This is a genomic window from Leptolyngbya sp. Heron Island J (assembly GCF_000482245.1).
Taxonomy (GTDB): Bacteria; Cyanobacteriota; Cyanobacteriia; order Phormidesmidales; family Phormidesmidaceae; genus Leptothoe.
Genome location: NZ_AWNH01000012.1, coordinates 94,166 through 120,494 on the forward strand (window position 1 = coordinate 94,166; position 26,329 = coordinate 120,494).

A 26,329-nucleotide genomic window follows, 5' to 3' on the forward strand; every position below is an offset into this window, starting at 1 on the left:
ATGACCGTTGTTGCAATGCCACTTCAATCCACTGCCGCCCAGTCTAATCTGACAACGGCACAGCATTTGCTGTGGCTGGGGCAAAAGCTGGCACCAGAATCACCGCTTTACAACATGGCGTTTTTGTTTACGTTATCGGGTGAGATTGAGCCTGTTCATTTTCAGGCAGCATTTCAGGCATTGGTAGAGCGCAGTGATGCGCTGCGGATGGTGATTGAAGAAGTGGATGGTGTGCCACAGCGGCGGGTGTTACCTCAAGTAGACTATGAGGTGCTGATACTTGATTTTAGCGACAGAGAGAATCCTCAAGCAGAGGTACGTATCTGGGCAGAGAATCGTAGTCAGACACTGTTCAATTTATCCGAGAGACTTTTTGAAACAGCTCTAATACGTCTTAGCCCTAACTGTTATGCCTGGTATATCAGTCAGCACCATGTGATTACAGATATTCAGTCAGTTCAACTGATTTACCAAACAGTAGGAGACTTCTATCACCGTTCGATAGCAGGCACTTTATCAGACGCTCCAGCATTACCAGCATACGGTGATGTATCGTTACCATCGCCCTCGTCTCGCGCCATTGACTACTGGCAACAGCAACAGGCAAATTCAGTCGACCTTTATCATCGATCAGCAAGCCAGATATCCTCTCGTACCCGCCGTGTTTCATGGGAACTAGGCCCGGAAAGAACGGCTGCCTTGAAGCAGCTGGCGATGAATTCGGATGCACGGGCGTTGACGCCCCAGCTTTCTCTGTTTAACCTGGTGGCTGGTATTCTGTTGGCCTATCTCCATCGGATTAGCGGTAGTACTCAGGTTGCTTTTGCCACCCCTGCCCATGGTCGCCCTACAGCGCTACTAAAAGAGACTATCGGCGTGTTTATTGAACTGTTTCCTTTGCAGGCTGACATTGAACCAGGGGAAACCTTTGCATCGCTGTTGCGGAAAGTGAGCCATGCCAGCGGTGGTATGCTGCGTTATGCCCAGCCCGGTGCTAGCCAGTTTGCCCCCAGCCGTGATGTCAATGTAGTCCTAAATTTTATCCATGCTAAACTGTCGGATTTTGATGGCCGTCCAGTGTCTTCAGAATGGATTCATCCAGGGGCTGGCGATCCAAGACATCATTTGCGACTACAGGTGCATGATTTTGATGATCGGGGCAGTCTGCAGCTACATTTCGACTTTAATTGTGACCTGTTTGAGCCAGAACTACAGGAACGGGCCACAGGCCATTTTCTGGCATTAGTGGATGCAGTGTTGGCTGATCTTAACCAACCCATTGCTGAGGTGGAGATTGTTACTGGCTTGGAAAAGGCTCACCTCCTAGAACTAGCGCAGTGTGAGCGGATTGGTATTAGCAAAACTGTAGTACAGCAGTTTGAAGAACAGGTTGAGCGGACGCCGAATACTGTTGCGATTTCTTGTAACAGCGAAACCCTTACCTATGAACGGCTCAACGCCCGAGCCAACCAGCTGGCTCACTACTTACGACAGCAGGGAGTAACAAGTGAAGCACCCGTCGGTGTCTGTCTGCGTCGCTCTATGGAAATGCTGGTGGCTATTTGGGGAGTGCTTAAAGCCGGAGGAGCCTATGTGCCCATTGATCCCAGCCAACCCAATGAGCGCATTGCCCATATTCTGAGAGACACCCAGGTACGTTGGGTGCTGACCCAGTCAGAGTTTACGACATGTCTAAATGGCCATGCCGTGAATATCCAGTTGGACACATTAGATTTAACGTCGCAGCCAAACAACAATTTAAATAATCTGTCTGGCATTAATCAGCTTGCTTACCTACTCTACACATCAGGGTCTACGGGTAAGCCCAAAGGGGTAGAAGTTGAACATCGTGGATTAGCCAACTACGTTAACTGGGCGATTCAGCAGTATGTGCGGGGGAGAACCTTAGCATTTCCCCTATTCTCTCCATTTACATTTGATTTAACGGTTACCTCTATCTATGTGCCTTTACTTTCAGGTGGACAGGTGGTGATTTATCCCGAAGGGAATGAGGCCATCGATCTCTCCCTGCAACGAATCTTTCAAGACAACGCAGTGGATGTGATTAAACTAACTCCTTCTCACCTGGCTTTGGTAAAAGGAATGACCATTGGCTCCCGGGTGAAGACACTGATTCTAGGTGGAGAAGATTTGAAAACATCGTTGGCAGGTGCGATCGCCAATGCTAGCGATCATCCCATTGAGATTTATAACGAGTACGGTCCAACAGAGGCCACGGTTGGCTGTATGATTCACCAATTTGAACTGGAGCCTGATGCACCCACCTCTGTTTCCATTGGTAAACCAGCAGCTGGATCGGAAATTTATCTTTTGGATGAGCGGTTAAACTTGGTGCCCCAAGGAGCGGTGGGTGAAATCTTTATTGGCGGGCCTGGTCTGGCGCGGGGGTATCTCAATCGACCTGAACTAACGGCTAAGCGGTTTGTTTATCGCGGTGATCAAAGACTATATCGCACAGGCGATTTGGGGCGCTGGCAGAAGAATGGGCAGCTAACGTACCTTGGGCGCGGTGACCGTCAGGTAAAGATTCACGGTACCCGGATTGAGTTGGGGGAGATCGAGGCGGCCTTAGTGGATCATCCTGGGGTCACTGCCAGTGCCGTTAGTTTAGTTCAGTCGGCTGTTCCCGTGCAGAGTGGTCCTGTGACCTACTGCACTCGCTGTGGCATTGCCTCCACCTATCCTGGCATCACCTTTGACCATGAGGGTGTTTGTGATATTTGTCAAACCTATGAGACCTATCGCGATCGCACCGAGCAATACTTTAAGTCGATTGACGAATTCAAGTCTCGTCTGGAGGCAGCCCGTCAGCGCAAACAGGGTGAGTACGACTGTATGATGCTGCTCAGCGGTGGTAAGGATAGTACCTATGCCCTAGCTCAGCTGGTAACCATGGGCTTCAAGGTGTTTGCCTTTACGCTAGATAATGGCTATATTTCTGAGCAAGCCAAAGACAACATTCGTCGCGTGGTTGACACATTAGGGGTGGATCACCAGTTTGGCACCACACCAGCGATGAACGACATTTTTGTAGATAGTCTGAACCGCCACTGTAACGTATGTAATGGCTGTTTTAAGACTATCTATACCCTGAGTATGCAGCTGGCCTACGAGCGGGGGATTCCCTGCATTGTGACGGGTCTCTCACGGGGACAGTTTTTTGAAACCCGCCTAACAGAAGAATGGTTTACTGAACTGTTTGGCCAGTCTGAGTTTGATGTAGACCAGATTGACGAGACAATTCTGGCCGCTCGCAAAGCCTACCATCGCACTGACGATGCCGTATCGCAGCTGATGGATGTGGAGGTATTTCAGACCGATGACATTTTTGAAACGGTTGAGATTATTGACTTCTACCGTTACTGCGATGTTGAACTAGCCGAAATGCTCTCTTTCCTAAAGGATCAGGTGCCGTGGATTCGTCCGTCAGATACAGGACGCTCCACCAACTGCCTGATCAACAATGTGGGCATTCATTTGCATACTAAAAAGCGTGGCTATCATAACTATGCTCTGCCCTACAGCTGGGATGTGCGCATGGGGCATAAAACACCGGAAGCGGCTATCGATGAGCTCAATGATGAGATTGATGTGGCCGAAGTGGAGAGGATTCTGCAAGAGATTGGCTACGAAGACGCGCAAATAAACAAAGCCCAGCTAGCGGCCTACTATGTGGGGCAGACCTCGACAGCGGACCTGAGACACTTTTTAACCCAGCGGTTGCCTAACAATCTAGTGCCTGCCTATTTTATTCAGCTGGAGCACATGCCATTAACTGCAAATGGCAAGGTGGATTTTGCTGCCCTGCCTGATCCAAAGGCCAGTCGTCCCGAGCTACAGTCAGAGTTTGTTGCGCCTGCCACTGCCGTGGAGAAGACGTTAGCCAAGCTTTGGCAGCAGGTACTCAAGGTGGATCGCATTGGCATCCACGACAACTTTTATGAGCTGGGCGGTGATTCGATTATGGCCATTCAAATTGCTGCTCGTATGTCAGAGGTTGGTTTTAGGTTGTCCCCAAATCAGATTTTTCAGCATCCCACCCTGGCCAAACTGTCTACTGTAGTGGCCCCTGAGCATGAGTATATGGCCTCAGAAGATTTGACAGGGATAATCCCTCTCACACCTATTCAGCAGGCATTTTTTGAGCAACAATCGCCGGAGCCAGAGCAGTTTACCCAAACAGTTATCCTGGATGTGGCCGAGATGTTAAACCTGACCATTTTGACATCTGCCCTGACGGCGATGGTAAATCATCACGACAGTTTACGGCTGACCTATACCCCAACCGATGCAGGCTGGGAGCAACGTTATGGAGAACCTGTTTCTGATGTGGTCATCATCGAAGTAGATGTCTCGGCGCAGCCCCATCCTCAAGAAATCATTACTAAAACCATTGCCAAACTTCAGACCCAGCTTGACTTAACCAAAGGAGATCTTGTTCGAGCGGTTCTCTTTGATTTAGGTGACCGCCAGCAACTAGGGCTGGTCATACATCACCTGGCGGTAGATGCGCTGTCTTGGCTGACGTTAATTCAGGATTTAGAAACGGCTTATCAACAGTTGAGTCAGGGTGAAGAACTTTCATTGCCATTGAAGACTAGCTCCTTTAAAGCATGGGCGCATGGGCTTAAAGCGCTTTCCTTACCCCCAGCAGAGATGGACTACTGGTTTTCTCAGCCTGATTCTGCCGTTCGGTGGGATAGTACTGCTCAGCCTGAGGCCAATGCTCGTACTATCTCTCGACAGCTAAGTTATGACCTGACTCAAGCCTTCCTGCAAACATCTCGTGCGCGTCCTCAGGAAATGTTGTTAACGGCTTTGACGTTAGCTGTCAAACAACATACTGAGCAGTCTGCTGTACAAGTTGCTCTGGAAGGCCATGGACGAGAAGAATCCATACTTCCTAATATGCGCTTAGTGCGGACCGTCGGCTGGTTTACATCACTCTTTCCGGTAACGCTTGTAGCCCAATCCGATTCTAGTGAGACATTGAGGTCAATTAAAGCAACCCTAGAACAGATTCCTCAAAATGGTATTGGGCACGGTATTTTGCGCTATCTCGGAGATGCGAAGGTTGCTAAACAGCCCCAGCCTGAGATTTTATTTAACTATCTTGGGACTCTAGAGCAGCTGTTGCCACCTAAGTCAATGTTCCGATTTTCTCAGCCATTACAGGTATCTCGAAGTCCGAGGCAGATGCGATCGCACCCCCTCGACATCAGCGCCTTTATCAGAGAAGGCCAGCTCCATATTGACTGGTGCTACAGCGGTCTAGACGACTCTACAGCCCAGGCAGTCGCTGATGGCATGATGCAACATCTCCAAACACTTCTTGAGAGTCCAGGCAACAAAGCAACCGCTACAGACTTTCCCCTGGCAAAGCTTAACAGCAAAAAACTCGATAAGCTTTCAGCTTTATTAAATAAGGCAGATCGTGCAGGAGGTCAGGGCTAATGGAAAATGTTGCCGATATCTATCCGCTCTCACCAGTTCAGCTGGGTATGTTGTTTCACACTCTAGCCGACACCCAGGCTGGTGTTTATGTAAATCAATACACCTGTAAGCTCAGCGGTAATCTCCAGCCAAATCTGTTACAGCAGGCGTGGCCACAGACGGTGGCACGGCATCCAGTTTTGCGCACGGCGTTTCTGTGGGACGGTTTGGATGAGCCGCTACAGGTGGTTCGTGAGCAAGTGGAGCTGCCCTGGCGGTCATGGGATTGGCGTGGGATAACGGATGCTGAGCAGATGACTAAGTTGGAGGAGTTTTTGGAGTGCGATCGCACCCAAGGCTTCAACCTAGACCAGGCTCCACTGCTGCGCCTTACCCTGATTCACCTACGCGACAACGTCCATCAGTTTGTCTGGAGCTCTCACCACCTGCTATTTGACGGCTGGTCGCTGCCCCTCATCTGGCAAGACATGCTGACCTACTACGGCGCATTGCTCCAGGGAACCGTACCCCAGCTGCAGCCCACACGTCCCTACCGCGACTATATTGCCTGGCAGCAGGAACAAGATCTCAGCACAGCTGAAACCTTCTGGCGCAATCAGCTTCAGGGGGTTGTCGAACTCACACCGCTGCCTGCTGCTCGTCCTGGTACATCCCAACGCTACCAGCAGCAACATCAATCCCTATCACCGTCTTTGACCACAGCTCTCAAAAACCTGGCACGACAACATCGACTAACACTGAATACCCTGGTTCAGGGAGCATGGGCACTACTCTTAAACCACTACAGCGGCGAGGACCAGGTAACCTACGGTTCGGTAGTTTCTGGTCGTCCGGCTGATCTGGTTGGTATGGAAACCATGGTGGGATTGTTTATTAACACCCTGCCTGTGCGGGTAAGCATTAAGCCTGACCAAACTCTTGTCGATTGGCTACAGTTACGCCAGCAGCAGCTACTAGACCTGCGACAGTACGAAACCACAGCCCTCACAGATATTCAACGCTGGAGTGATGTACCCCAGAAAAACCCTCTATTTGAAAGCATTGTAGTGTTTGAAAACTATCCAGCGGCAGCAGCTACAGACCTTGGGTTTGATACCAGCGACGTGCGCTATCTGGAGCAGAGTAATTATCCGCTGGCGCTGTTGGTGGTTCCTGGTGAATCGCTGGAACTATTGCTGTTATTTGATTCGGGTAGGTTTGAGGAGGGTGCGATCTTGTGCCTACACGCCCACCTGGAACTATTGCTCACCGCGTTTGTTGAGCAACCTCAGAGCAAATTGGCTGAGCTACCACGTTTAACACCAACAGAACAGCAACAGCTAACCACCTGGGAGACGGTTGACTATCCCCGTGATTTAACCATTCATCAGCTGATTGAAGCTCAGGTACAGAAAACACCAGATGCGCTGGCAGTTGTTTTTGAGGGACAAACACTGACCTATGGCGAACTGAATCAACAGGCTGATCAACTAGCTGATCTGTTTCGTTCAAACGGAGTCATCCCCGGTGATCGGATTGCTCTATGTCTAAACCCCTCTCTGAGCAGAATCGTATGTATTCTGGCTGTACTTAAGGCAGGTGCAGCCTATGTACCTCTTGATCCGGCATATCCGGCTGAACGCCTTCAATACTGTTTAGAAGATACTAACCCCAAATTCTTACTGACGCAGCGTTCTGTGGACTTACCAGATATATCTATTACCGTTTTATATCTGGATGGAGAAGGAATGGAGCAATGTCAGACACAAGGGTGGGCACAAGGCCAGCCCCTACAGTCACCCCATCACCCCATCACCCCAGACGATCTCGCCTACATCATCTACACCTCCGGCTCCACCGGCACTCCCAAAGGAGTTATGGTTAGCCACCAGAATTTGGTGCATTCTACAACTGCTCGCGCCCACGTTTACCCAGAGCCTGTGGGTCGATTTCTGTTGCTCTCGTCTATCGCCTTTGATAGTTCTGTGGCTGGTATCTTTTGGACGCTCTGTCAGGGGGGGACTCTGGTCTTACCGCCTGAGCGCATAGAGCAAGATTTGCAGCAGCTGGCTGATTTGATTGCTCGCCAGCGAATCACCCATACACTCTGTGTACCAACGCTGTATTCATTGTTGTTGGCATCTGCTGATCCGCAACAGCTGGCTAAACTCCGCACGGTGATTGTGGCAGGTGAGGCCTGCCCGCGGGCGCTGGTGCAGAATCACTATGCCAAGCTACCGGCTACGGACTTGTATAACGAGTATGGTCCTACTGAAGCGACTGTGTGGTGTACAGCGTATCGTATTCTAGCAGAACCTGGACCTGTGGCGATTGGTAAGGCAATTCCCAATACGCAGATTTATCTGTTGGATAAGGATTTGAATCTGGTTCCTACTGGAGCGATTGGTGAGATTTATGTCGGTGGTGATGGGGTGGCGCAGGGGTATTTGCATCAACCGGAGAAAACGGCATTGTCGTTTGTGATGTTGGAGGGTGGGCAATGCCCACCCTCCAGGGGGCGTCTTTATAAAACTGGCGATTTGGCACGGTATCGTTCCAACGGCACCCTGGAATGGTTAGGGCGGTGTGACCGGCAGGTGAAAATTCGTGGTTATCGGATTGAGCTAGGAGAGATTGAGGATGTGCTACAAGATCACCAGGCAATCCAGGAAACCGTAGTTGTTGCTCGAAACACACTCCAGCCATCGGATGTAGATAGTTTAGTCTCTGCGCTTGCATCTCTTCCCCCTGATAAAGCAGATGCATTATTAGCCAACACAATGGGAGAAGGTGCTTAGCATGTTAATGAAGGAATCATGGCTAAAATACACTCTTGTTAGAGGTTTAAAAAAACTCAAGCTTCGACGCGACAGTGCCCTAAAGCAAAAACTATTAAAGGAAGGTCGAATCCGCTGGCTAGATATGGGTAGCCGCCGGTTTGAAGAGGGTTTTATGTGCTTGGATTTGGGCTCAGCTGATGGTCTATCTTCTGACTATGCTGAGAGATACTATCAAGCAAATATAAGCCAGCTGGGAGAGACCGATTGTGAGAAATTAGGGCAGTTTGATCTAGTCAGAATGCAGCATGTTTTTGAACACTTTAGCTTTGAGGAGGGGGTAAACCTGCTCAAATTCTGCTCTAGCATTCTTAAGCCAGATGGCTATCTATTGATCACCGTCCCAGACTTACGAATCCATATCAATGGATATTTCACAAACTATCGTCATATGGATTATTTTGTGAACTATGCTCGACGCAGAATTCCGAAGGATGCACCTCCAAGTTTTATTTTTTCATTCCATGCTCACCAATTTGGATATGCGCCTGTCGAAGAACCGGGGCAAGTCCATCGGTGGAGCTATGACTATGAGGGTCTTAAGTATCAGCTAGAGAGAGTTAATCAGTTTAAAAACATCAAACACTTGGATTTGCTGCATCCTTGGGCTGCTGTTCCATTTACCCACAACATGCCCATTGAGGATCTGTGTGTGATTGCACAGAAGAACTCAATGGAGGGAGGGTAACTATGGCCCATATTGTTTGTATGACTGGAGGGCTAACCGGCATTCTTAATGCCAGTTTTGCATTAGTGAAACAGCTGGAACAGGCTGGCCATCGAGTCACCTATGCGAGCCCGGCTCAGCTACGGGAGTCGGTTACAGCTCAGGGTATTTCCTATGTGCAGCTTGACCCCTGGGGGATTCAAGCAGGCGAACCGTCAATGGGTCGCTGGCAAAAGTGGCGAACACTACGAGAACGACAACAGCGAGCAGTTGATGCCCTCGGTGTGCAGAACTTTGTTCAGACTATACGAGATCTAGCTCCAGATTTGCTGTTAATTGATATGGAGATGCACCCTCACATTATGGCTGCTGTCACTGGCCAGTTTTCGGTTGCGTTGCTATGTCAGTTTCTCTCTATTTGGAAGCGTCCCAGCCTACCGCCGATTCATACCAGTATTGTGCCAGGTGTCGGATTGTCAGGGCAGCGACTCGCCATTGAATGGAGCTGGTGGTGCTATAGCTGGAGAAAATGGTGGGAATTTCAGCGAGAGCGCTGGCGGCGCATGGGCATTGATCGAGTCTCGATACTGCGTTGCTATGCACGACAGATCGGCTATCCCTGGCGTAATCAACGTGATCAGTGGCTGGTGCCGTATCCCCATGCATCGCTGCCTATACTTTGTTTTAATGCGCTGGAACTGGACTTTCCCCATGACCCTCATCCTTCTATGAATTATGTTGGTCCTATGGTTTTAGAGAACCGTCAGGAGTCAAAGATTGAGCCCGCAACAGAAGCAGCTCTTGCACAACTTTTTGAAAGGCGTAAGTCTGGCGAAAAATTTCTTATTTATTGCGGTTGCAGCACTTTTGTAAAGACTGACCAACACTTTTTACAACGGCTGATAGAGGCAGTCTCGACCCGCTCACAGTGGGATTTGGTGTTGGGTTTGGGAGGAAAGTTGAGTCCTCGTAAACTGCCAAACTTGCCACCTAATGTCCATGCCTTTAGCTGGGTACCTCAGTTGCAGGTGCTTAAACATGCAGACTGCGCCATCAATAATGGCGGGATTAATAGCATTAATGAGTGTCTGTACTTTGGTGTGCCGATGCTGGTGTATTCCCTCAAGCATTTTGATCAGGATGGGGATGCAGCTCGTGTGGCTTACCACGGTCTGGGGATTGCTGGGGATATTGTTCAGGATCAATCAGCGAAAATACGCCAGTATATTCAGACCTTGCTGAGTGATCAGTCCTATAAAAAACAGGCCGAGCGCATGGGTGAGTGCTGTTATCGCTATGGGCACCGCGCCGCTCGGGTCGTTGAGTCTTTATTAGAGTCTCAATGGGCAGAACGCGATTTCTTAGCCGTTAGCAACCAGCGGGGAGGAGGTGCATCATGACAAAAGATAACTATGAGGAACTACGTCAACGGGTGATGCAGCTCTCGCCAAGGCATCGAGTGGCGTTAGCACAACAGCTGTCTCATTCTTCCCAACGGCTAGTTGCCTATGTGGTGCCTAAACCGGATAACAGCACTCTAAATCCTTCTACATTAAAGGATTTCCTCAAATCCAAACTGCCCAATTACATGGTGCCTGCGGCCATTGTTCCTTTAGAGACCCTACCGCGTACTGCCAATGGCAAGATTGATGTTAACGCCTTGCCTGAACCAAAGATAGCTACCTCTGATGCAGGTGAGACTCCGCGCAATGCCGTTGAAGAAACCCTGGCTCAAATTTGGCAAGATGTGCTGAGGCTCAACGCCATTGGTGTCCACGACAACTTTTTTGAACTGGGTGGGGATTCGATCCTTAGCATTCAAATTGTTTCTAGGGCACGAGAGGCGGGACTACGGCTAGCGCCCAATCAACTGTTTGAACAGCCGACAATAGCGGAACTGGCAGCTGTTGTGAACCTTACCCCTGAAGTGGCTGCCACCCAGGACGTGGTTACTGGAGAAGTACCCCTGACTCCGATTCAGCAGTGGTTCTTTGAGCAGGAGATGGAATCTGCACACCACTGGCATCAGGCGATGTTGGTGGAGGTACCTGACGGGGTGAATAGTGAGATGGTGGAGGGTGCGATCGCAACCCTCTGGACCCACCACGACGCCCTCAGACTGATCTTCACCGACAAGCAAATAAATACCGACGCTAGCAACCCACCAAAACTAGCTCACATAGATCTCACACACCTAACCGCATCCGATCAAGTCCAGGCGATTGCCGCCCATGGCACTAAGCTGCACCAAAATGTGACTTTAGCCGCAGGTGGCCTCATGCGGACAGCCCTGTTCACTTGCAGTACAAACCAGTTGCGGCTGCTGCTTAGCTTGCACCATCTGGTCGTAGATGCTGTTTCCTGGCAAATTCTTCTTGGTGACTTAGGAACATTGTTAGGTGGAGCGACACCGTTGCCTGAGAAAACGACTTCGTTTAAGAGCTGGTCTGAAACTCTAAGAGCACAGACAGCCGCACAACAGTCTGAAGCTGACTTTTGGGTTACCCAGGTTGAACAGCCCATTATCCAATTGCCGCGCGACTATGCTGAGACGACACTACCTGTAGAGGCAACGACACAAACGGTTACTGTCGCTTTGAGTCAAGAAGATACTCAAGCACTACTTCAGACTGTTCCTGCTGTTTACAACACTCAGATCAATGATGCACTGTTAACAGCCTTAGCTCAGACTTTATTGCAGTGGGTAGGGGCTACATCAGGCAATGTCCGTATTGAAGTAGAGGCCCACGGTCGAGAGCAGATTACTCCTGAGATCGACGTATCAAGAACCGTGGGCTGGTTCACAACTACCTATCCATACAGTCTACAGGTGAGAAATACTGAAGACTGTATGGAGTCACTTAAATCAGTCAAGGAGCAACTGCGCCAGATTCCTGATCGGGGTATTAGCTATGGGATGTTGCGCTATTTAGGAAATGAGACAATACGACAGAGATTGGCTCAAGCATCTAACTCCGAAGTCTTGTTTAACTACTTAGGTCAGCGAGACTCTACATCTACAGGTTTACAGATAATCCAGGATATTGATGTTGGCACGCTGAGAGATCCACGAAACAGGCGTGGCTATCTCTTAGAGATAAACACCTGGGTTGCCAACGGACAACTGCAGGTTAACTGGCGTTATGACACCAAGATTCATCGACCAGATACCTTGGAAACCCTGGCTAATCAATATCTTAGTGCTCTGAAATCTCTTATTGTCCAATGCTCTGACACAGACAGCGGCGGTTTTACACCATCCGACTTTCCTGACGCGGAATTTAATCAGAGTGAATTAGACGACTTTATTGGCCAACTTACTGGGGAGGTATAACGATGGATAAGAAGAATATTGAAACAATTTATCCTTTAACTCCCCTACAGCAAGCATTTCTGTGGCATAGTCTACAGACCTCTGTCCAGGATGGATTAATCCATATGCGCTGTACGTTGCGCGGTGAGGTGAATATTAGTTTGCTGCAACAAGCGTGGGAGTTTGTTGTAGGTCGCCATCCGGCATTGAGAACGTCGGTCCATTGGGAAGGCGTGAAGCAGCCGCTACAGGTGGTAGCGCGTCAGGCTTCTATTCCTTGGACACAGCTAGATTGGCGTGGTCGTGAGGATCAGCAGGCGGCATTGGCAGAATTTTTAGTGGAAGATCGCGATCGCAGCTTTAACCTCACCGAGGCCCCAATCTCACGCCTGGCCTTGATTCGTCTGAGTGAAACCAACTATGAACTAGTTTGGAGCTGTCATCACTTGATGCTGGATGGCTGGTCTGGCGCGCTAGTGTTTAATCAGGCATTTGATGCTTATGAGTCGTTGCGACAGGGGCAGTCGCCAGTTCTGGAGACTGTTCCCAGCTATCAAAAATATGTGCGTTGGCTGAAACAACAAGATGAGGCGGCAGCAGAGGAGTTTTGGCGAGAGGCATTGCAAGGGTTCGGTGGAGCGACGGAGTTACCGGTTTATCGAGGAGGGAGCAATGGAGAGAAAGTTAATGGTTATCCAGGCCCCCAAGCCCCGAAATCTGGGGGCTTTGAATCTTATCCTCCTCAGCATTGGAGGGCTAGGGAGGCCTTCGATAACCAGGTTTCATTTCCGTCTGTTACGTTTTCTCCTAGAGTGACTGCTGGAGTGCAGGAAATGTTGCGATCGCACCACCTCACCCTCAATACCCTAATACAAGGCATTTGGGCCTTACTTCTCCATAGCTACAGTGACAATCCAGATGTTGTATTTGGTGCAACGGTCTCTGGTCGTCAAGCAGATCTAGATGACGTGGAATCCATTGTGGGGATGCTGATCAATGTTTTACCAGTGCGTGTCAAGATTGCGGTTGGACAAACCGTACTTGACTGGTTACAGACGCTTCAGTCTCAGCAGGCGATGGCCAGTCGCTATGCCTATGCCTCGCTGGATCAAATTCAGGGTTGGAGTGAGACTTCTGGGCGTTTGTTTGACAGTCTGTTGGTGATTGAGAACTACCCAATGCAGACAGCAGCACGTAGTCTGCAGGTGGAGAATATGCAGTCTGGGTTGGTGAGTACCTATGGGCTGACCGTAATTGTAAAACCGGGGGATGCGCTGACGATCATGCTGCAGGCAGATGAACCCTACAGGCAGGCGCTACTTATCCTATTAAAGCAGTTCGAGCAAGTTTTATTGACCATTATTAGGAATCCGGAACAGTCTGTTGGTGGAATTGTGCCACCACAGGACCTGTTAGTGGTAGAGCAACCTCCTAAGTCTGTAGAAGACTCTGCAGTTAATCTCAGTCGGGATCAATTAGAAGGCAGTTTCTTTGCACCAAGCAATCCGTTAGAACTAAAACTCACTCAAATTTGGAAATCTGTTTTAGGGGTGAGTTCTCTCAGTGTGGAAGACAGTTTTTTTAATATGGGGGGCAATTCGCTGTTAGCCGTGCAGCTATTTAACGAGATGCAGCAGCAGCTGGATTGTGCGCTACCGCTGGCAACATTGTTTCAGGCTCCTAACGTACGTCAGTTTGCAGCACTGCTCAGTCAAGACCAGCCAGTTTCACAATGGTCAAGTCTGGTACCAATTCAAACCAACGGTGCTCAGACACCATTGTTCTTCCATGGCGGCTCAGCAGATGCTCTCACCTGGGCCAGATTTTCCCACCTATTGGGAACCGAGCGACCGTTCTACGCCCTACAACGACCTGACCTTGATGGCAGTGAGGTGACTCATACCACCGTTGAGGCATTAGCAACAGATTGTGTCAAAGAAATGCGAATGGTGCGGCCAAAAGGTCCGTACTTGGTAGGTGGACACTGCCTGGGAGGGGCTGTCGCCTTTGAGATTGCCCAACAGCTACAGGCGGATGGCGAGGATGTTGCTAGCGTTGTGCTAATTGATTCTTATCGACCAGGGGAGTTACCTGAAACAGTGCTGACCCAGCTGCAAAGCCGTTTTCAGCTAGGAGTCTTTTGGGTGCGAAAGAATTATTATTATCATGGGGGATGGGAGAAACTGGCATCGTTGCCAGGGAAAGTTTGGCAAAAGCTGAGGCCGTCTGAAGTCCCCCCACTCCCTCCAATGCGGGGGGACTTTGAAACGGATCAGGATTCTTCTAACTTAGTGAATTCTGAAGATAGCTCCCCTGTTGCCAAAGCTGCTAATTCCGAGCAACCCACCCCCCCCTACGAATATCGCTATGCTCGGGCACAGAAGGCTAATGAGCTAGCGGCAGAACGCTATGTGCCTCAGCCCTATATAGGACGGGTGAAGTTGTTCCGAGCAGAGATCCAAATTTTAGATTGGTATTTTGGTCGTGAGCTGGGGTGGCAGGTAGTTGCGAAAGATGGTGTGGAGGTGACAAAGATTCCGGGATTCTTTGGAAATTTGTTTAATCAGCAGGCAACACCGCTATTGGTGGGGCAGGTGAGAGATTATCTGTCGCAGTTGGAGTGAGGGCGATGTGGGTAAATTGCATACCTATATCAAAGGCTTGGCGATATCTGGTTCCCCTTACGAAGGCTAAGGTGTACACACATTTAGGAGATCTACTGGAAATCAGCTCCATGCCCTGCATTAGCCCTCATCCTAAATCCTTCTCCCTCAGGGAGAAGGACTTTGAGACTAGCGCCCCTTCGTAAGGGAAGGACAACCTAAGGAACAGTTTTTCTATACGAATTCATTCACACATTAATTTCTAACATCTTCTTCTTACACACTTATGACTACTCAACCAACTCGAATTCTACAAATAGTGCCTCGCATCTTCCCCGACGTGGATGGCGTCGGCGACTATTCCCTACAGCTGGCTCACCAGCTATATAATCACTACCAAATTCTCTCTGACTTCTTGGTCTTTAGACCCAACCCTAAGCTACGGCCCCACGTGGACCAGTTCCCAGTGCATCGCCTCGAAAACCATACGGTGCAAGGGCTGCTGAACCGTGTACCAGAAAATATATCAACGATTTTTCTTCAATACAGTAATTATCCCTATCTGCGGGGAAAACTAGATGCGCCGATGTGGTTAGTGGATGCACTGAAGGTGCTGAAGCAAAGGGGGATGCGGATTGTGGTGATGTTTCATGAGCTGCCGACATTGCGCTATAAGCAAATTCGCTGTCCGAATTTTGTGCAGCGGCGGGTGTCCCGTGGGCTGGCCCAGGTAGCTGATGTGGTGGTGACCAACAATGTGGCATTTCAGCAGACACTGGCACGATGGACGGAGTCTCTAGTACATTGTGTGCCCAACTTTTCAACGATTGGAGAATTAGGGCAGGTGAAGCCACTTGCTAAGCGTCAGCGTTCGTTAGTGGTGTTTGGCAGTAGCGATCGCACCCGCGTCTACCGCAATAACACAGAGACAATCAATCGTATTTGTCACATTCTAGATATCAATACTCTCTACGATGTAGGACGCCCTGTGGAATGGGATGATCACTCACTAAATGTAAACGTAGTCAGAACGGGTTTTTTACCAGCGGCTGAGGTGAGCCAGCTACTGGCTGAGTCCTTAGCAGGAATTTTTGACTATCGACGATTCCCTCAAAACCTAGCAAAATCCACAGTATATGCAGCCTATTGCTCCCATGGGCTATTACCCATTTGTAATGGGTCTGAATTAAAATCCCAGGACAGAATTATGGCAAACCATCACTATGTAGTGACCTCATCACTTCACGAATTTGCCCAACCGTCATCGCTCCAGGCGATTGCACATAATGCCTATGCCCAATATCAGACCCGTACCCTAGCCCAGTCTGCAGCAAAATTTGCTCAGCTAATTAAGCCAGTAACCTCTGCCCAAAATACAGAGCCTGAAGAAAGTAACCGGCTCCAATCTCCGCCCTTTTTCTTAAGGGAACAAGTAAAGCCAGATTAAAAGTCATATTCATAGAGCGTTTGCAGGGTGGGCCAGTATCGCTAAGTAAGCCGTTTGCTAACCTTAGTTTTTATTGAGTGATGCATACACAAAAGGCTAGTAAAAATATTGATATGAGAGAATTGGCACCCTGTCCTAAGCTGTTTGTCGTAGGTTGCCCACGCTCTGGTACATCTTGGGTAACGTCGCTGATTGCTGCCCATCCAGAGGTGGTCGCCGTACCCAGAGAAACCCATGTTTATCGGCTGGTGTATGAACCATTTGTCGACTTACCAAAGTGGAACTGGCGGCGACGGTTGCGATCGTGGAAAGGAATTTTACGACGCTACGGGGTAAAGCCATTGCTGTTTGGCTTTGGACCTCAGGATATTTGGCAAGGCATCTTGCGGGATCACCAGATTCTAAATCGACTTGACAGTCATGGTCTCCATGGATTAGTCAGCTATGAAGTACTAAAACTATTGATCAAAGCAATCCGATCCCAAGTACCCGAGACTGACCGTGGTCTGGTGCAGGCAGAGGAACTGATTGCGGCCATGTTTGAGCGGTTTATTGAACAGTATGGTCAGCCGGGTCAGAGTATTTTAGAAAAGACTCCCATGCATATTCGTTATGCTGAGCAGATTTTGTGGCGGTTTCCAGAAGCTCGAATTATTGAAGTGATCCGCGATGGACGTGATGTTTGTGTGTCATATAATGCACTGGCGCAACAACAACGCTGGGCACAGATAGGCACAACAGGTGCCATTCGACAGTGGAAGAAATGTATCGAATGGGGTGAAACGATTCACGAACGACCTGGGTTAAGAGAGCGGATACATAGGGTACGGTATGAAGCGCTAAAAGCAGATCCAGAAAGAAGTCTGCAGCAAATTTTTAGCTTTGCAAAGCTAACTTGGGAAGACCAACAGATCAAAGAGATTGTTAAATCAGCTGATATTGGCCGCATAGCTAAGAAAGGCGAAGGACAGTATGTCAGGTCTGGGACAGTAGGAGAGTGGAAAGAAAAACTGTCTGAGACTGAGTTGGCCATGTGCCACGACATTGCAGGTGAGCAACTGGCTAGACTCGGGTATATAGCCGACAATTAAGCTGCTATTTTAAAGCTCTTCAGGCAGGGCAATATTTATACTGAGCAAAATTGTCACTGCTCAAGTTTTAAGAGAATAGAGAAAAAAGTTATAAAGCGTTACCAATACACATAGCGTTGAATTTCCGTAAATATACGGAGTTTTTCGAGTTCCTGGCGAATAAAGGTATTTTGTTTTACAGTTTTAGCCCTCAGAGGGGCGATAGGTTTTAGAGAGAAAATTTTTCACAAGAAACTTAGGCCATTGATTGAGTAGCCCTTGGTGATCTCAACTGTTTTTACACCAATTGCAGGGCTAGTCTGTAGTGTGGACATCCCTACAGGAGATATTCTGACATGAAACAATCTGAAGCTTTAACGATCAGTATTGGCGTCCTGGGGGGTGTTGATGTTCTTCTAACCGCAACGATTATTCCTGTGCCTGTTTGGGTAACATTTACTGCTTGGGCCTCCTTTTTTATTGTCGGTGGTGGCACCCGAGGCTTTGTTAAGTCAGTTACTTGTAACATTACCGGCATTATTATTGCGGCTCTATCGTTGTTGGCTATTGATTTGATTGGAAGTAGCCCGATTGTCGCTGCAATTTGTGTGGGTATTGGCAGTGCAGCGATGGTGCAGGCGTCAAAGCTGCCGTTTACCCACGGTATTACGCCTGCTATTGTCTGGGGGTTTTCACAAACTGTTGGTACCGTGGCTGTTACAGGGTTGCCGGTGACAGCCGCTCTGCCCAATAATCCTGTCTTGATTGCGATCGCAGCCATGATTATCGGTGCAATTTTTGGCTATTTGTCCGAAGCCTGGGGAAAGGCAATGACGACATCACCCGCCTAACATTTCTCACACACCCATCACGAGATCAATAAACCCATGGCCTTAATTCAAAAGATTCCTGTTACCGTACTTACCGGATATTTAGGAGCCGGTAAAACAACGCTCTTAAACCGTATCCTAACTGAAAATCATGGCAGACGGATTGCTGTGATCGTCAATGAATTTGGTGATGTGGGAATTGATCACCAGCTGATTATTGATGCGGATGAAGAAATTTTTGAAATGAACAATGGCTGTATTTGTTGCACCGTCAGAGGTGATTTAATTCGAATCATTCGCGATTTAATGACACGGGAAGATAGCTTTGACCATCTGGTGATTGAAACCACTGGGTTGGCCGACCCTGCCCCAGTAATCCAGTCATTCTTTGTGGATGAAGTAATGGTGCGACAGACACAGCTGGATGCCGTGATTACGGTTGTTGATGCTAAACATATCTGGAAGCATTGGGATAGTGATGAAGCTCAAGAACAGATTGCCTTTGCTGATGTTGTTTTGCTCAACAAAACGGATCTGGTAACGCCCGACCAGCTAAAAGAGCTAGAGCTAAAAGTACGAGGCATGAATGCGATCGCAACAATTCACGCTACCCAAAACTGTGAGATCACCTTAGATCAGCTGTTAGGTGTGCAGGCATTTGACCTCAAAAACGCATTGAGTATCGATCCAGAGTTTTTGGATGACGCCGCCCATGAGCATGACGAGTCAGTGTTCTCAATCGCTATTACAGAGGCAGGCACCGTGGATAGCGATAGGCTCAACCGCTGGCTTTATCAACTGGTGCAGGCGAAGGGGGCTGACATTTTTCGGATGAAAGGCATTGTAAATGTCGACAATGCCAATCGACGATTTGTCTTTCAAGGGGTGCATATGACCCTTGATGGTCGGCCTGGTAAACCATGGCAACCTGATGAGCCGCGTTGCAGTGAGCTGGTATTTATTGGCCGTAATTTAGATGAAGCCGAGCTGTTGGCAGGGTTTCGAGATTGTTTAGTAAAGGACTATGCGTATGTGCGCTAGCGGTTGACCCACCCCGGAGCCCCTCCCGAGAGGGGATAGGGTGTCGATCCTTGTATTCAATACCGCATTAGCCGTCTTCAGATTTTTGGCTTAATGGCTAACTTTCACACGATGAACAACAAAATACGCCCATGAAACTACAGCATACCCTTGGTGGATTAGAAGGTCTTGACCCCATTAACTTTGAAACAGAGGTTTTTGTCGAGCCCTGGGAGCAGCGGATCTTTGGCATTCACACCGCCATGATGGCCCTTAGCAACCATCTCAGCACATCGCTGCCTGACTATGAGATTGACCAGGTACCCACTGAATTTAAGAGTTTTTGGACCTGGGGACATTTGCGCATGGGCGCTGAGGGCATGCATCCCTTTGAATACTTCCGATTACGCTATTACGAAAAATGGCTGGGGGGTATTTCTGGATTCTTTGTGGAAGAAGGCTATATTAGCCAAACAGAGTTAGATGAGCGCACGGCTCTCTTTTTAGAAAGCGGACCAGGAGAGCTGCCCGCTGTAGATACTGAAGAGACCGCCATTGACACTCAGGTGGTCAAGTATTTAACAGAAGGAGACTCTCCACTACGGCCACTGCTCGCACCGCCTAAATTTGCAGTGGGTGAGCGCGTTAGAGTCAAGAACGTACCCTCGGGGGAGCACACCCGTTTGCCCGGTCACATTCGAGGCCGAGTGGCTGAAGTGGTAAAAGTATATGACGGAGCCTTCACCTATTTCTTTCCCACGACAGATGGTCTCGGTACCCCCATGCCTGTCTATAGCCTGGCCTTTAAGCCAGAAGACATTTGGGAAGAGTCGCTGATAGATTCCAAATCAATCTACTACAACGACATTTTTGAAGTATATATAGAGGCTCTCTAAAAGGAAATCCTCTAAAAGAGAACAGAAAAGGAGTTGCGAATGCCAAGTAATTATCCCGGATTTGAGCACTCACCCGATCGAGAAGCGCTAAGCGCCGCTAAGGTAAAAGCGTTAGAATCTCTCCTGATCGAAAAAGGAATTATCACCAGCAATACGGTTGATACCATTTTGGGCCATTTTGAAACCAAGATGGGGCCGTTTAACGGCGCTAAGCTGGTGGCACGGGCCTGGGTTGACCCTGCCTTTAAGGAGCGTTTGCTGGCCGATTGCAATGCCGCCTGTCAAGAGATGGACTTTCCCGACGGCATGTCTGGAGCAGAAGGTGAACACATGCGCATTGCCGAGAATACACCAGAAGTACACAACGTTATTGTGTGTACCCTGTGTTCATGCTATCCCTGGCCTACATTGGGCTTGCCCCCCTATTGGTTTAAAGATCCCACATTTCGCGCTCGGGTTACCCGTGAGCCTCGCAAAGTCTTATCTGAATTTGGCGTCGAGTTAGATAATTCGGTGGAAATTCGCATTTGGGACACTAGCGCTCAGATTCGTTGGTGGGTATTACCTATGCGGCCAGCAGGAACAGACGACATGAGTGAAGCAGAATTGGCTGAGTTATTAACTCCAGAAGCCATGATGGGTGTTGCCACAGTGAAGGTTTAGGGTATGTTTACAAAGTTTGAACATTTTGCTGCCACCAGTTTAATGAGCTCACCCGAGGAAGCACCTCCCCGAAAGGATGGGCATCTGCAGTTTGAGCGAGATTGGGAGAAAATGGCCTTTGGTGTCGCCATTGCCCTCTCAAAACAAGGTCATTATGAATGGGAAGAGTTTCGCCAAACCTTGATCGAAACCATTGGTGAATGGGAAGCAACCCACAACCTTGATGATCCGGAGTGGGACTATTACCAATGTTGGCTAACGACTCTAGAGAAGTTAGTTGTTGCCTCAGGGGTAATTAAAGCAGGGGAGCTAGAAACGCAAATGGCTCAGTTGCTGAACTGCAAAGCAATGTCTGACACTTCGAGCACCACAAATTTAACTTAACCCAATGGACTGTCATAAAATTGAAATCCATGATTATTGTTCAACGTGATATTCCCCTACTCGGCTTAGCTAGCGGCTACGCTATATTATCTATGGTGCAGGGGCTACATTTCTGTCTTCAATAGTTTTGGCATAGCCAGCGCTTTGTATTTAAACGCTTCAACAAGTCCATAATGCCCTGGTTATGCCAGGGTATTTTTTTATGAACAGTTCTCTCCAAATTTAATTTTAGCTTAACTCTATGGGATTTACATTAGCAGAACTACACTTAAAAAGTGGCGTTGCTGACAGGTAATGAATTGGCATCTTGACCAAACTATAAAAACGAGTGCAGGGACTGTCGCAGCTGGCACGGCAGGCCATGGACCCGATCTGATCTTGGCCCATGGATGGCCGTGGTCTTCATTTTCATGGCACCGTGTTATTCCACAACTTGCAGAACACTTTCGGGTTCATTGGTACGATATGCCCGGTTATGGACGTTCTGATAAAAATGATCAACAACCCACATCTCTGGATGTGCAGGGGCAAATATTTGCTGAAATGCTTGACCATTGGCATCTGGAGCGTCCTCTAGTTATTGCCCATGATTTTGGCGGTGCGATAACCCTTCGAGCCCACCTGCTTCACAAATGTGATTTTGAACGATACGCCCTGATGAATGTTGTTGCAATGCGCCCATGGGGGTCAGAGTTCTTTGAGCATGTTGGTCGTCATGTAGAGGCGTTTCTTGGATTACCTCCACATATCCATAGGGCAGTTGTCGAGGCCTATATCAAAGGTGCAATTGTTGGCAATATTGAGCGTAAGGACTTTGACCAGCTTGTTAAGCCATGGCTTTCAGAAGATGGGCGTATTAGTTTCTATCGGCAGTTTGCACAGGCTGACGAGAAATATACCGCTGAAGTAGAACCCCTGTATAGCGATATTCGTTGTCCAGTAAAAATTCTCTGGGGCAAGAATGATCCATGGATTCCCCTTGAGCGTGGTAGGGCACTCCATGCACTGATTCCACAAGCCTCTTTTGAAGTTCTCAATAGTGTAGGTCATTTACCTCAATTAGAAGCTCCCGAACTTGTTTTAGAGCAGCTTATTGAGTTTCTGACAAACTAGAGAGAATCTGGTGTTCGACAGTGGGATCTACCGAACAAGCATTAAACAGCTGCACTACTCCCGTGATGTTTTCATCACCATATCCCTGAGCGATCGCAGTTTGATAAACATCATAAACTGTCTGCGATGCTGGAGCTGAAGCCCCGACGGCTTGAGCTGTTTGCAGCACGTAGCGAAAATCCTTAACCACCAGCTCAATGGGAAACATAGGAGCATGACGATTGCTTACCATCAAACCACCTGCCCCCTTCGCGGCTACACTGGTGACTGGTAATTCACCCAAACAGACCATGGCCTTTTCCGGAGAGATGCCACACTGGGACAACATTCCCAGCATCTCGGCTAAAGCGGCCACTTGAATACCAAATAGGGCATTGACCGCCAGTTTCATCGCCATCCCCTGACCGGTTGCTCCCACATGGTGAACGGTAGCAGCACCTGCAGATAAAAGAACAGATTTAACCTGGGCTGCAGTTTCAGCGTTGCCGCCAACAAGGTAAATGAGTTTCCCGGCTTCGGCTTGGGGCCGCGAACCGACTACAGGCGCATCGAGAAACGTAGCACCTTGGCTAGTGATAGTGGCAGCCAATTGTTGGGTCCACGTTACGCTCAAGGTACTAGACTCAATCGCAATCTTTTGGTCACTTAGCCCCAACACCGCCCCGTTCTCCGGATTTAACCAGATGTTACGTGAGCTGTCATCATCAGTCACCATACTGATCACAATATCGGCCTGTTCGGCGGCGGCTTTGGGAGTAGCTGCATAGACAGCTCCCTGATCAAGCAGGGATTTAAGCTTGTCTGCCGTGCGGTTATATACAATCAGCTCGTGCTGGGTCTGAAGCAGATTTTGAGCCATGCGATAGCCCATCGCTCCCGTACCTAGTAATGCAACTTTGGTCATAATTGTTCTTCCAGAATAGGTGGTGGTTCGCTACGAACCATGGCCTCACTCTATCGACTGCGCAGAATACAATAAAGACCAATCTACGAAAAACACTTTTGAATTTTTTGCATGAATTGCGATCACCTCAGATAAGATGACCGCTAGCCACTTTTCTTGCCGTCAATCAGTGCTGGACTTCAACGATGGATATATCGGTTTTGCAGCTTTTTATTCAAGTAGTGAAGCAGAGAAGCTTTACCGCTGTGGCTCGCGATCGCGATCTTGATCCATCCTCAGTTTCCCGAGCGATTGCTGGTCTAGAAGCTGAACTCGGTGTACGGCTGTTTCAGCGCACTACCCGTCAGCTGTTTCCTACCGAGGCGGGTCAAACTTACTTTGAGCGCATTGAGCCTCTGCTAGAAGAGATGCAGCAGGCTATCGATGCCACCATTGATATCTCTGAAAAACCCAAGGGCACTCTCCGCGTTACCGCATCTGTTGCGTTTGGTCACCACTGCATTGTGCCATTGCTACCTGAATTCGCCAGTCGCTATCCTAATCTCACAGTTGATTTATGGCTGACTGATGCGGTAGTCGATTTATTAACGAATCAAATTGATGTCGCTGTGCGGCTTGGCATTTTGTCTGACTCTACTCTGATGGCGCAACAGCTGATTCCCACCCATTATGCTGTCTGCGGAAGTCCGGCCTATCTCCAACGCTCAGGGCCACTCCAACAACCAACAGATTTAGCACACCACAACTGTTTGCGATTCCCACTAACCGGATTTCGAACGCGGTGGCTCTTTAAGGATAACAATGAACAGATCACGGAGGTACCTATTTCTGGACACACGATTATTTCAAGTGCGATCGCTTTAAAGCAATGTGCGATCGCAGGCATGGGATTAGCATTGCTACCCAATTGGTTGGTGGATGAGGATTTATGTTTTGGAACCCTCATTAACGTGTTTCCAGAGCACAAGGTAACCGCAACAGATTTTAATACCGCCGTCTGGTTAGTCTATCCATCTCGGGCGTATGTCCCGCTTAAGGTTCGAGTCTTTATCGATTTCCTAAAACAGGCTCTTTCGGCTAACTCATCCACGGTATAACGCCCTTAAAACACATTACTGACCAAAATGACTAAGTCCACCTTAAAGCCGTTTGGCAGCATGACCAATCATCCAAGGACGCCCACCTGTAGGGCTTTGAGCAATGGGTGTCGCTGGTTCGCCCTGACGCTTAACCAGTCGGGGTTCTAAAGAACTACTCATCCGACTTAAACTCCCTGTGCTGAGACTAATGTTAGGTGCTGTAAACACACGAGTTGCAATGACACCACAACTAGGGCAAGACAGTGGTGTTGTCACCTCAGCCATTTTTCGCCACACATCAAACGGCCCACAGTCAGCACACTTATAATCATAAAGCGGCATTTGTTTCGCTCCTTTAAGACTATTTTCTTGAAAAGACTCTACTGGTTAAATCTCTCTCGACCTTAATTTTAAAGGGATAAGGCTCACCCCCCCAAGTTTCGGGTTTGGAAGCTTGACAAGCTGTTAACTTCTTGATCAGAGAAGCCTTAGTACCCGATGGCAGAAATGTGGCAGCTATTTCATCCACCCATCGACTCATCCACATTGGATAGTGGGCAAACTTACGCCACAGAGTACTAAACACTTACACCAAATCCTAAACTGGCAAAATAGGCTGATCAAAGATCTCTGTCGGAATCGCCAACGTACAGCAGGCATTTGGAATATCCACAATGCCGCTTACCCGACCTTCTACGGGCGCACAGCTCAACAACAAATACGCCTGTTCACCCGTAAACCCAAACTTTTTGAGATATTCAATCGCATTTAAACAGGCGCGACGATAGGCAATATGCACATCCATATAATACTGTTTGCCCGAATACTCATCCACAGAAATGCCTTCAAATACCAAATATTCTGAATAGTGAGGCTCTACTGGGCCTGGCTTAAAAATCGGGTTAATCATGCCGTACTTATCCATGCCACCCTTGATGATGTCCACATGCAGGTCGATAAACCCAGACATCTCAATCGCGCCACAAAACGAAATCTCTCCATCTCCTTGAGAAAAGTGAATATCTCCCATGGAGAGTTTAGCTCCTTCCACATACACCGGAAAGTAAATGCGGGTTCCCCTGGAGAGATTTTTGATATCGCAGTTGCCGCCATGCTCTCGGGGTGGCACCGTGCGGGCTGCTTCGGCAGCAATTCGGTCAAAGTCTGAGGCGGGCACCTGACCCAAAATGGCATTGTTGGGATTCGGTAAAGCAGCCAACACTGGCTGATCTCCCGACAGTCCTGACCCATAGGTGCGCAAATCAGGCGCAGTATTCACCAATTCCGCTTCGCGTTTATTCCACTGGGCTAACAACTCATGGGACGGCGCACAGCCGATTAATCCTGGATGGGTAATGCCAGCAAATTTTACCCCTGGGATATGGCGAGATGAGGTGTAAATCCCTTGAAAATCCCAAATAGCCTTAGCCGCTTCAGGATAATGATTGGTTAGAAACCCGCCACCATTATTTCTAGCAAAAATGCCGGTAAAGCCCCATTCATCTCCTTGCAGTGCCCCAATGTCGACTAAATCCACCACCAGGATATCTCCTGGTTCTGCGCCATTGACCCAAATCGGTCCGCTAAGCACGTGGACAACTGTCAGATCAACATCTCGAATATCGTCAGGACTGTCATTATCTTTAATTTGACCGTCGGTCCAGTCTTTGCACTCAATCCTAAAAACATCACCTGGATTCACGGAAACAACGGCTGGAATGTCTGGATGCCAGCGATTGTGACCCGGTAATTCCTGCTCTGACATGGGTTTTGTCAGGTCTACCTTAAACAATGTTTGAGGCATGTTGTTGACTCCCCTGATGTGAAGTGGGCTTAAGTTGTTGTCTCGTTAGCTGAAAGGCTAACTTCTCCTAGTGTTTAATTTGTGGTGTTCTAATGGAGATGACATGATCTGACCGTAGCTTTTATTGTTTAGCTCAGTATGTAACATTGGCTACGGGATAAGGGATTGATCTATTACGTTTCTAGTTCAAATATTGAGCTGTTTTAAGAGGTGTGTTGCAAATACATCAGGGCTGATCGAAACCA

18 protein-coding genes are annotated in these 26,329 nt (G+C 48.5%); 15 read left to right on the forward strand and 3 right to left on the reverse strand.

Annotated features, from left to right (window positions below):
* From N836_RS72780 to N836_RS42920, 14 genes are all read left to right on the forward strand, one after another.
* Positions 1-5,475 (forward strand): non-ribosomal peptide synthetase, encoded by a 5,475-nt coding sequence (locus tag N836_RS72780; RefSeq protein ID WP_023070733.1) that lies wholly within the window; start codon positions 1-3, stop codon positions 5,473-5,475.
* The gene (locus N836_RS42860) at positions 5,475-8,252 is read left to right on the forward strand and encodes a non-ribosomal peptide synthetase (RefSeq protein ID WP_023070734.1); all 2,778 of its coding nucleotides are present in this window, start codon (positions 5,475-5,477) and stop codon (positions 8,250-8,252) included. The genes N836_RS72780 and N836_RS42860 overlap by 1 nt, the downstream gene beginning before the upstream one ends.
* 1 nt (position 8,253) lies before the next feature.
* The gene (locus N836_RS42865; RefSeq protein WP_031291520.1) at positions 8,254-8,979 is read left to right on the forward strand and encodes a methyltransferase domain-containing protein; all 726 of its coding nucleotides are present in this window, start codon (positions 8,254-8,256) and stop codon (positions 8,977-8,979) included.
* A gap of 2 nt (positions 8,980-8,981) precedes the next feature.
* Entirely contained in the window at positions 8,982-10,358 is a 1,377-nt protein-coding gene (locus N836_RS42870; RefSeq protein ID WP_023070736.1) for a glycosyltransferase, read from the forward strand.
* A complete protein-coding gene (locus N836_RS42875) occupies positions 10,355-12,292 on the forward strand; it encodes a condensation domain-containing protein (RefSeq protein WP_023070737.1) in 1,938 nt (645 codons plus the stop codon). Before N836_RS42870 ends, N836_RS42875 begins: the two co-directional genes overlap by 4 nt.
* A 2-nt stretch (positions 12,293-12,294) precedes the next feature.
* Positions 12,295-14,895: an alpha/beta fold hydrolase gene (locus N836_RS42880; RefSeq protein ID WP_023070738.1), complete on the forward strand. Its 2,601-nt coding sequence runs from the start codon at positions 12,295-12,297 to the stop codon at positions 14,893-14,895.
* A gap of 265 nt (positions 14,896-15,160) precedes the next feature.
* On the forward strand, positions 15,161-16,321 hold the full coding sequence (locus N836_RS42885; RefSeq protein ID WP_023070739.1) for a glycosyltransferase: 1,161 nt from the start codon (positions 15,161-15,163) through the stop codon (positions 16,319-16,321).
* An 80-nt stretch (positions 16,322-16,401) separates the two neighbouring features.
* Positions 16,402-17,412 (forward strand): sulfotransferase family protein, encoded by a 1,011-nt coding sequence (locus tag N836_RS42890; protein WP_023070740.1) that lies wholly within the window; start codon positions 16,402-16,404, stop codon positions 17,410-17,412.
* Positions 17,413-17,747: 335 nt separating this feature from the next.
* Positions 17,748-18,242: a DUF1097 domain-containing protein gene (locus tag N836_RS42895; protein WP_023070741.1), complete on the forward strand. Its 495-nt coding sequence runs from the start codon at positions 17,748-17,750 to the stop codon at positions 18,240-18,242.
* A gap of 36 nt (positions 18,243-18,278) precedes the next feature.
* Positions 18,279-19,262, forward strand: a complete 984-nt coding sequence (locus N836_RS42900) for a CobW family GTP-binding protein (protein WP_023070742.1) — start codon at positions 18,279-18,281, stop codon at positions 19,260-19,262.
* 131 nt (positions 19,263-19,393) lie between these two features.
* Positions 19,394-20,137, forward strand: coding sequence for a nitrile hydratase subunit beta (gene nthB / locus N836_RS42905; protein ID WP_023070743.1), 744 nt, complete (start codon positions 19,394-19,396; stop codon positions 20,135-20,137).
* 39 nt (positions 20,138-20,176) lie between these two features.
* The gene (gene nthA / locus N836_RS42910) at positions 20,177-20,800 is read left to right on the forward strand and encodes a nitrile hydratase subunit alpha (RefSeq protein WP_023070744.1); all 624 of its coding nucleotides are present in this window, start codon (positions 20,177-20,179) and stop codon (positions 20,798-20,800) included.
* Positions 20,801-20,803: 3 nt separating this feature from the next.
* Positions 20,804-21,184: a nitrile hydratase accessory protein gene (locus N836_RS42915; protein ID WP_023070745.1), complete on the forward strand. Its 381-nt coding sequence runs from the start codon at positions 20,804-20,806 to the stop codon at positions 21,182-21,184.
* Between the two features lie 294 nt (positions 21,185-21,478).
* Positions 21,479-22,297, forward strand: coding sequence for an alpha/beta fold hydrolase (locus tag N836_RS42920; RefSeq protein ID WP_023070746.1), 819 nt, complete (start codon positions 21,479-21,481; stop codon positions 22,295-22,297).
* On the opposite strand, the gene N836_RS42925 is transcribed toward N836_RS42920, so the two are convergent.
* The gene (locus tag N836_RS42925) at positions 22,275-23,201 is read right to left on the reverse strand and encodes an NAD(P)-dependent oxidoreductase (RefSeq protein ID WP_023070747.1); all 927 of its coding nucleotides are present in this window, start codon (positions 23,199-23,201) and stop codon (positions 22,275-22,277) included. The two genes, N836_RS42920 and N836_RS42925, sit on opposite strands and share 23 nt — an antisense overlap.
* A 185-nt stretch (positions 23,202-23,386) precedes the next feature.
* On the opposite strand from N836_RS42925, the gene N836_RS42930 reads away from it, so the two are divergent.
* Positions 23,387-24,298 (forward strand): LysR family transcriptional regulator, encoded by a 912-nt coding sequence (locus N836_RS42930; RefSeq protein ID WP_023070748.1) that lies wholly within the window; start codon positions 23,387-23,389, stop codon positions 24,296-24,298.
* Positions 24,299-24,340: 42 nt separating this feature from the next.
* Here N836_RS42930 and N836_RS42935 read toward each other — a convergent pair whose 3' ends face one another.
* On the reverse strand, positions 24,341-24,622 hold the full coding sequence (locus N836_RS42935; RefSeq protein WP_023070749.1) for an FmdB family zinc ribbon protein: 282 nt from the start codon (positions 24,620-24,622) through the stop codon (positions 24,341-24,343).
* Between the two features lie 256 nt (positions 24,623-24,878).
* Complete coding sequence (gene fmdA / locus N836_RS42940; RefSeq protein WP_023070750.1) at positions 24,879-26,084, reverse strand: formamidase; 1,206 nt, start codon at positions 26,082-26,084, stop codon at positions 24,879-24,881.
* Positions 26,085-26,329 lie beyond the last annotated feature (245 nt).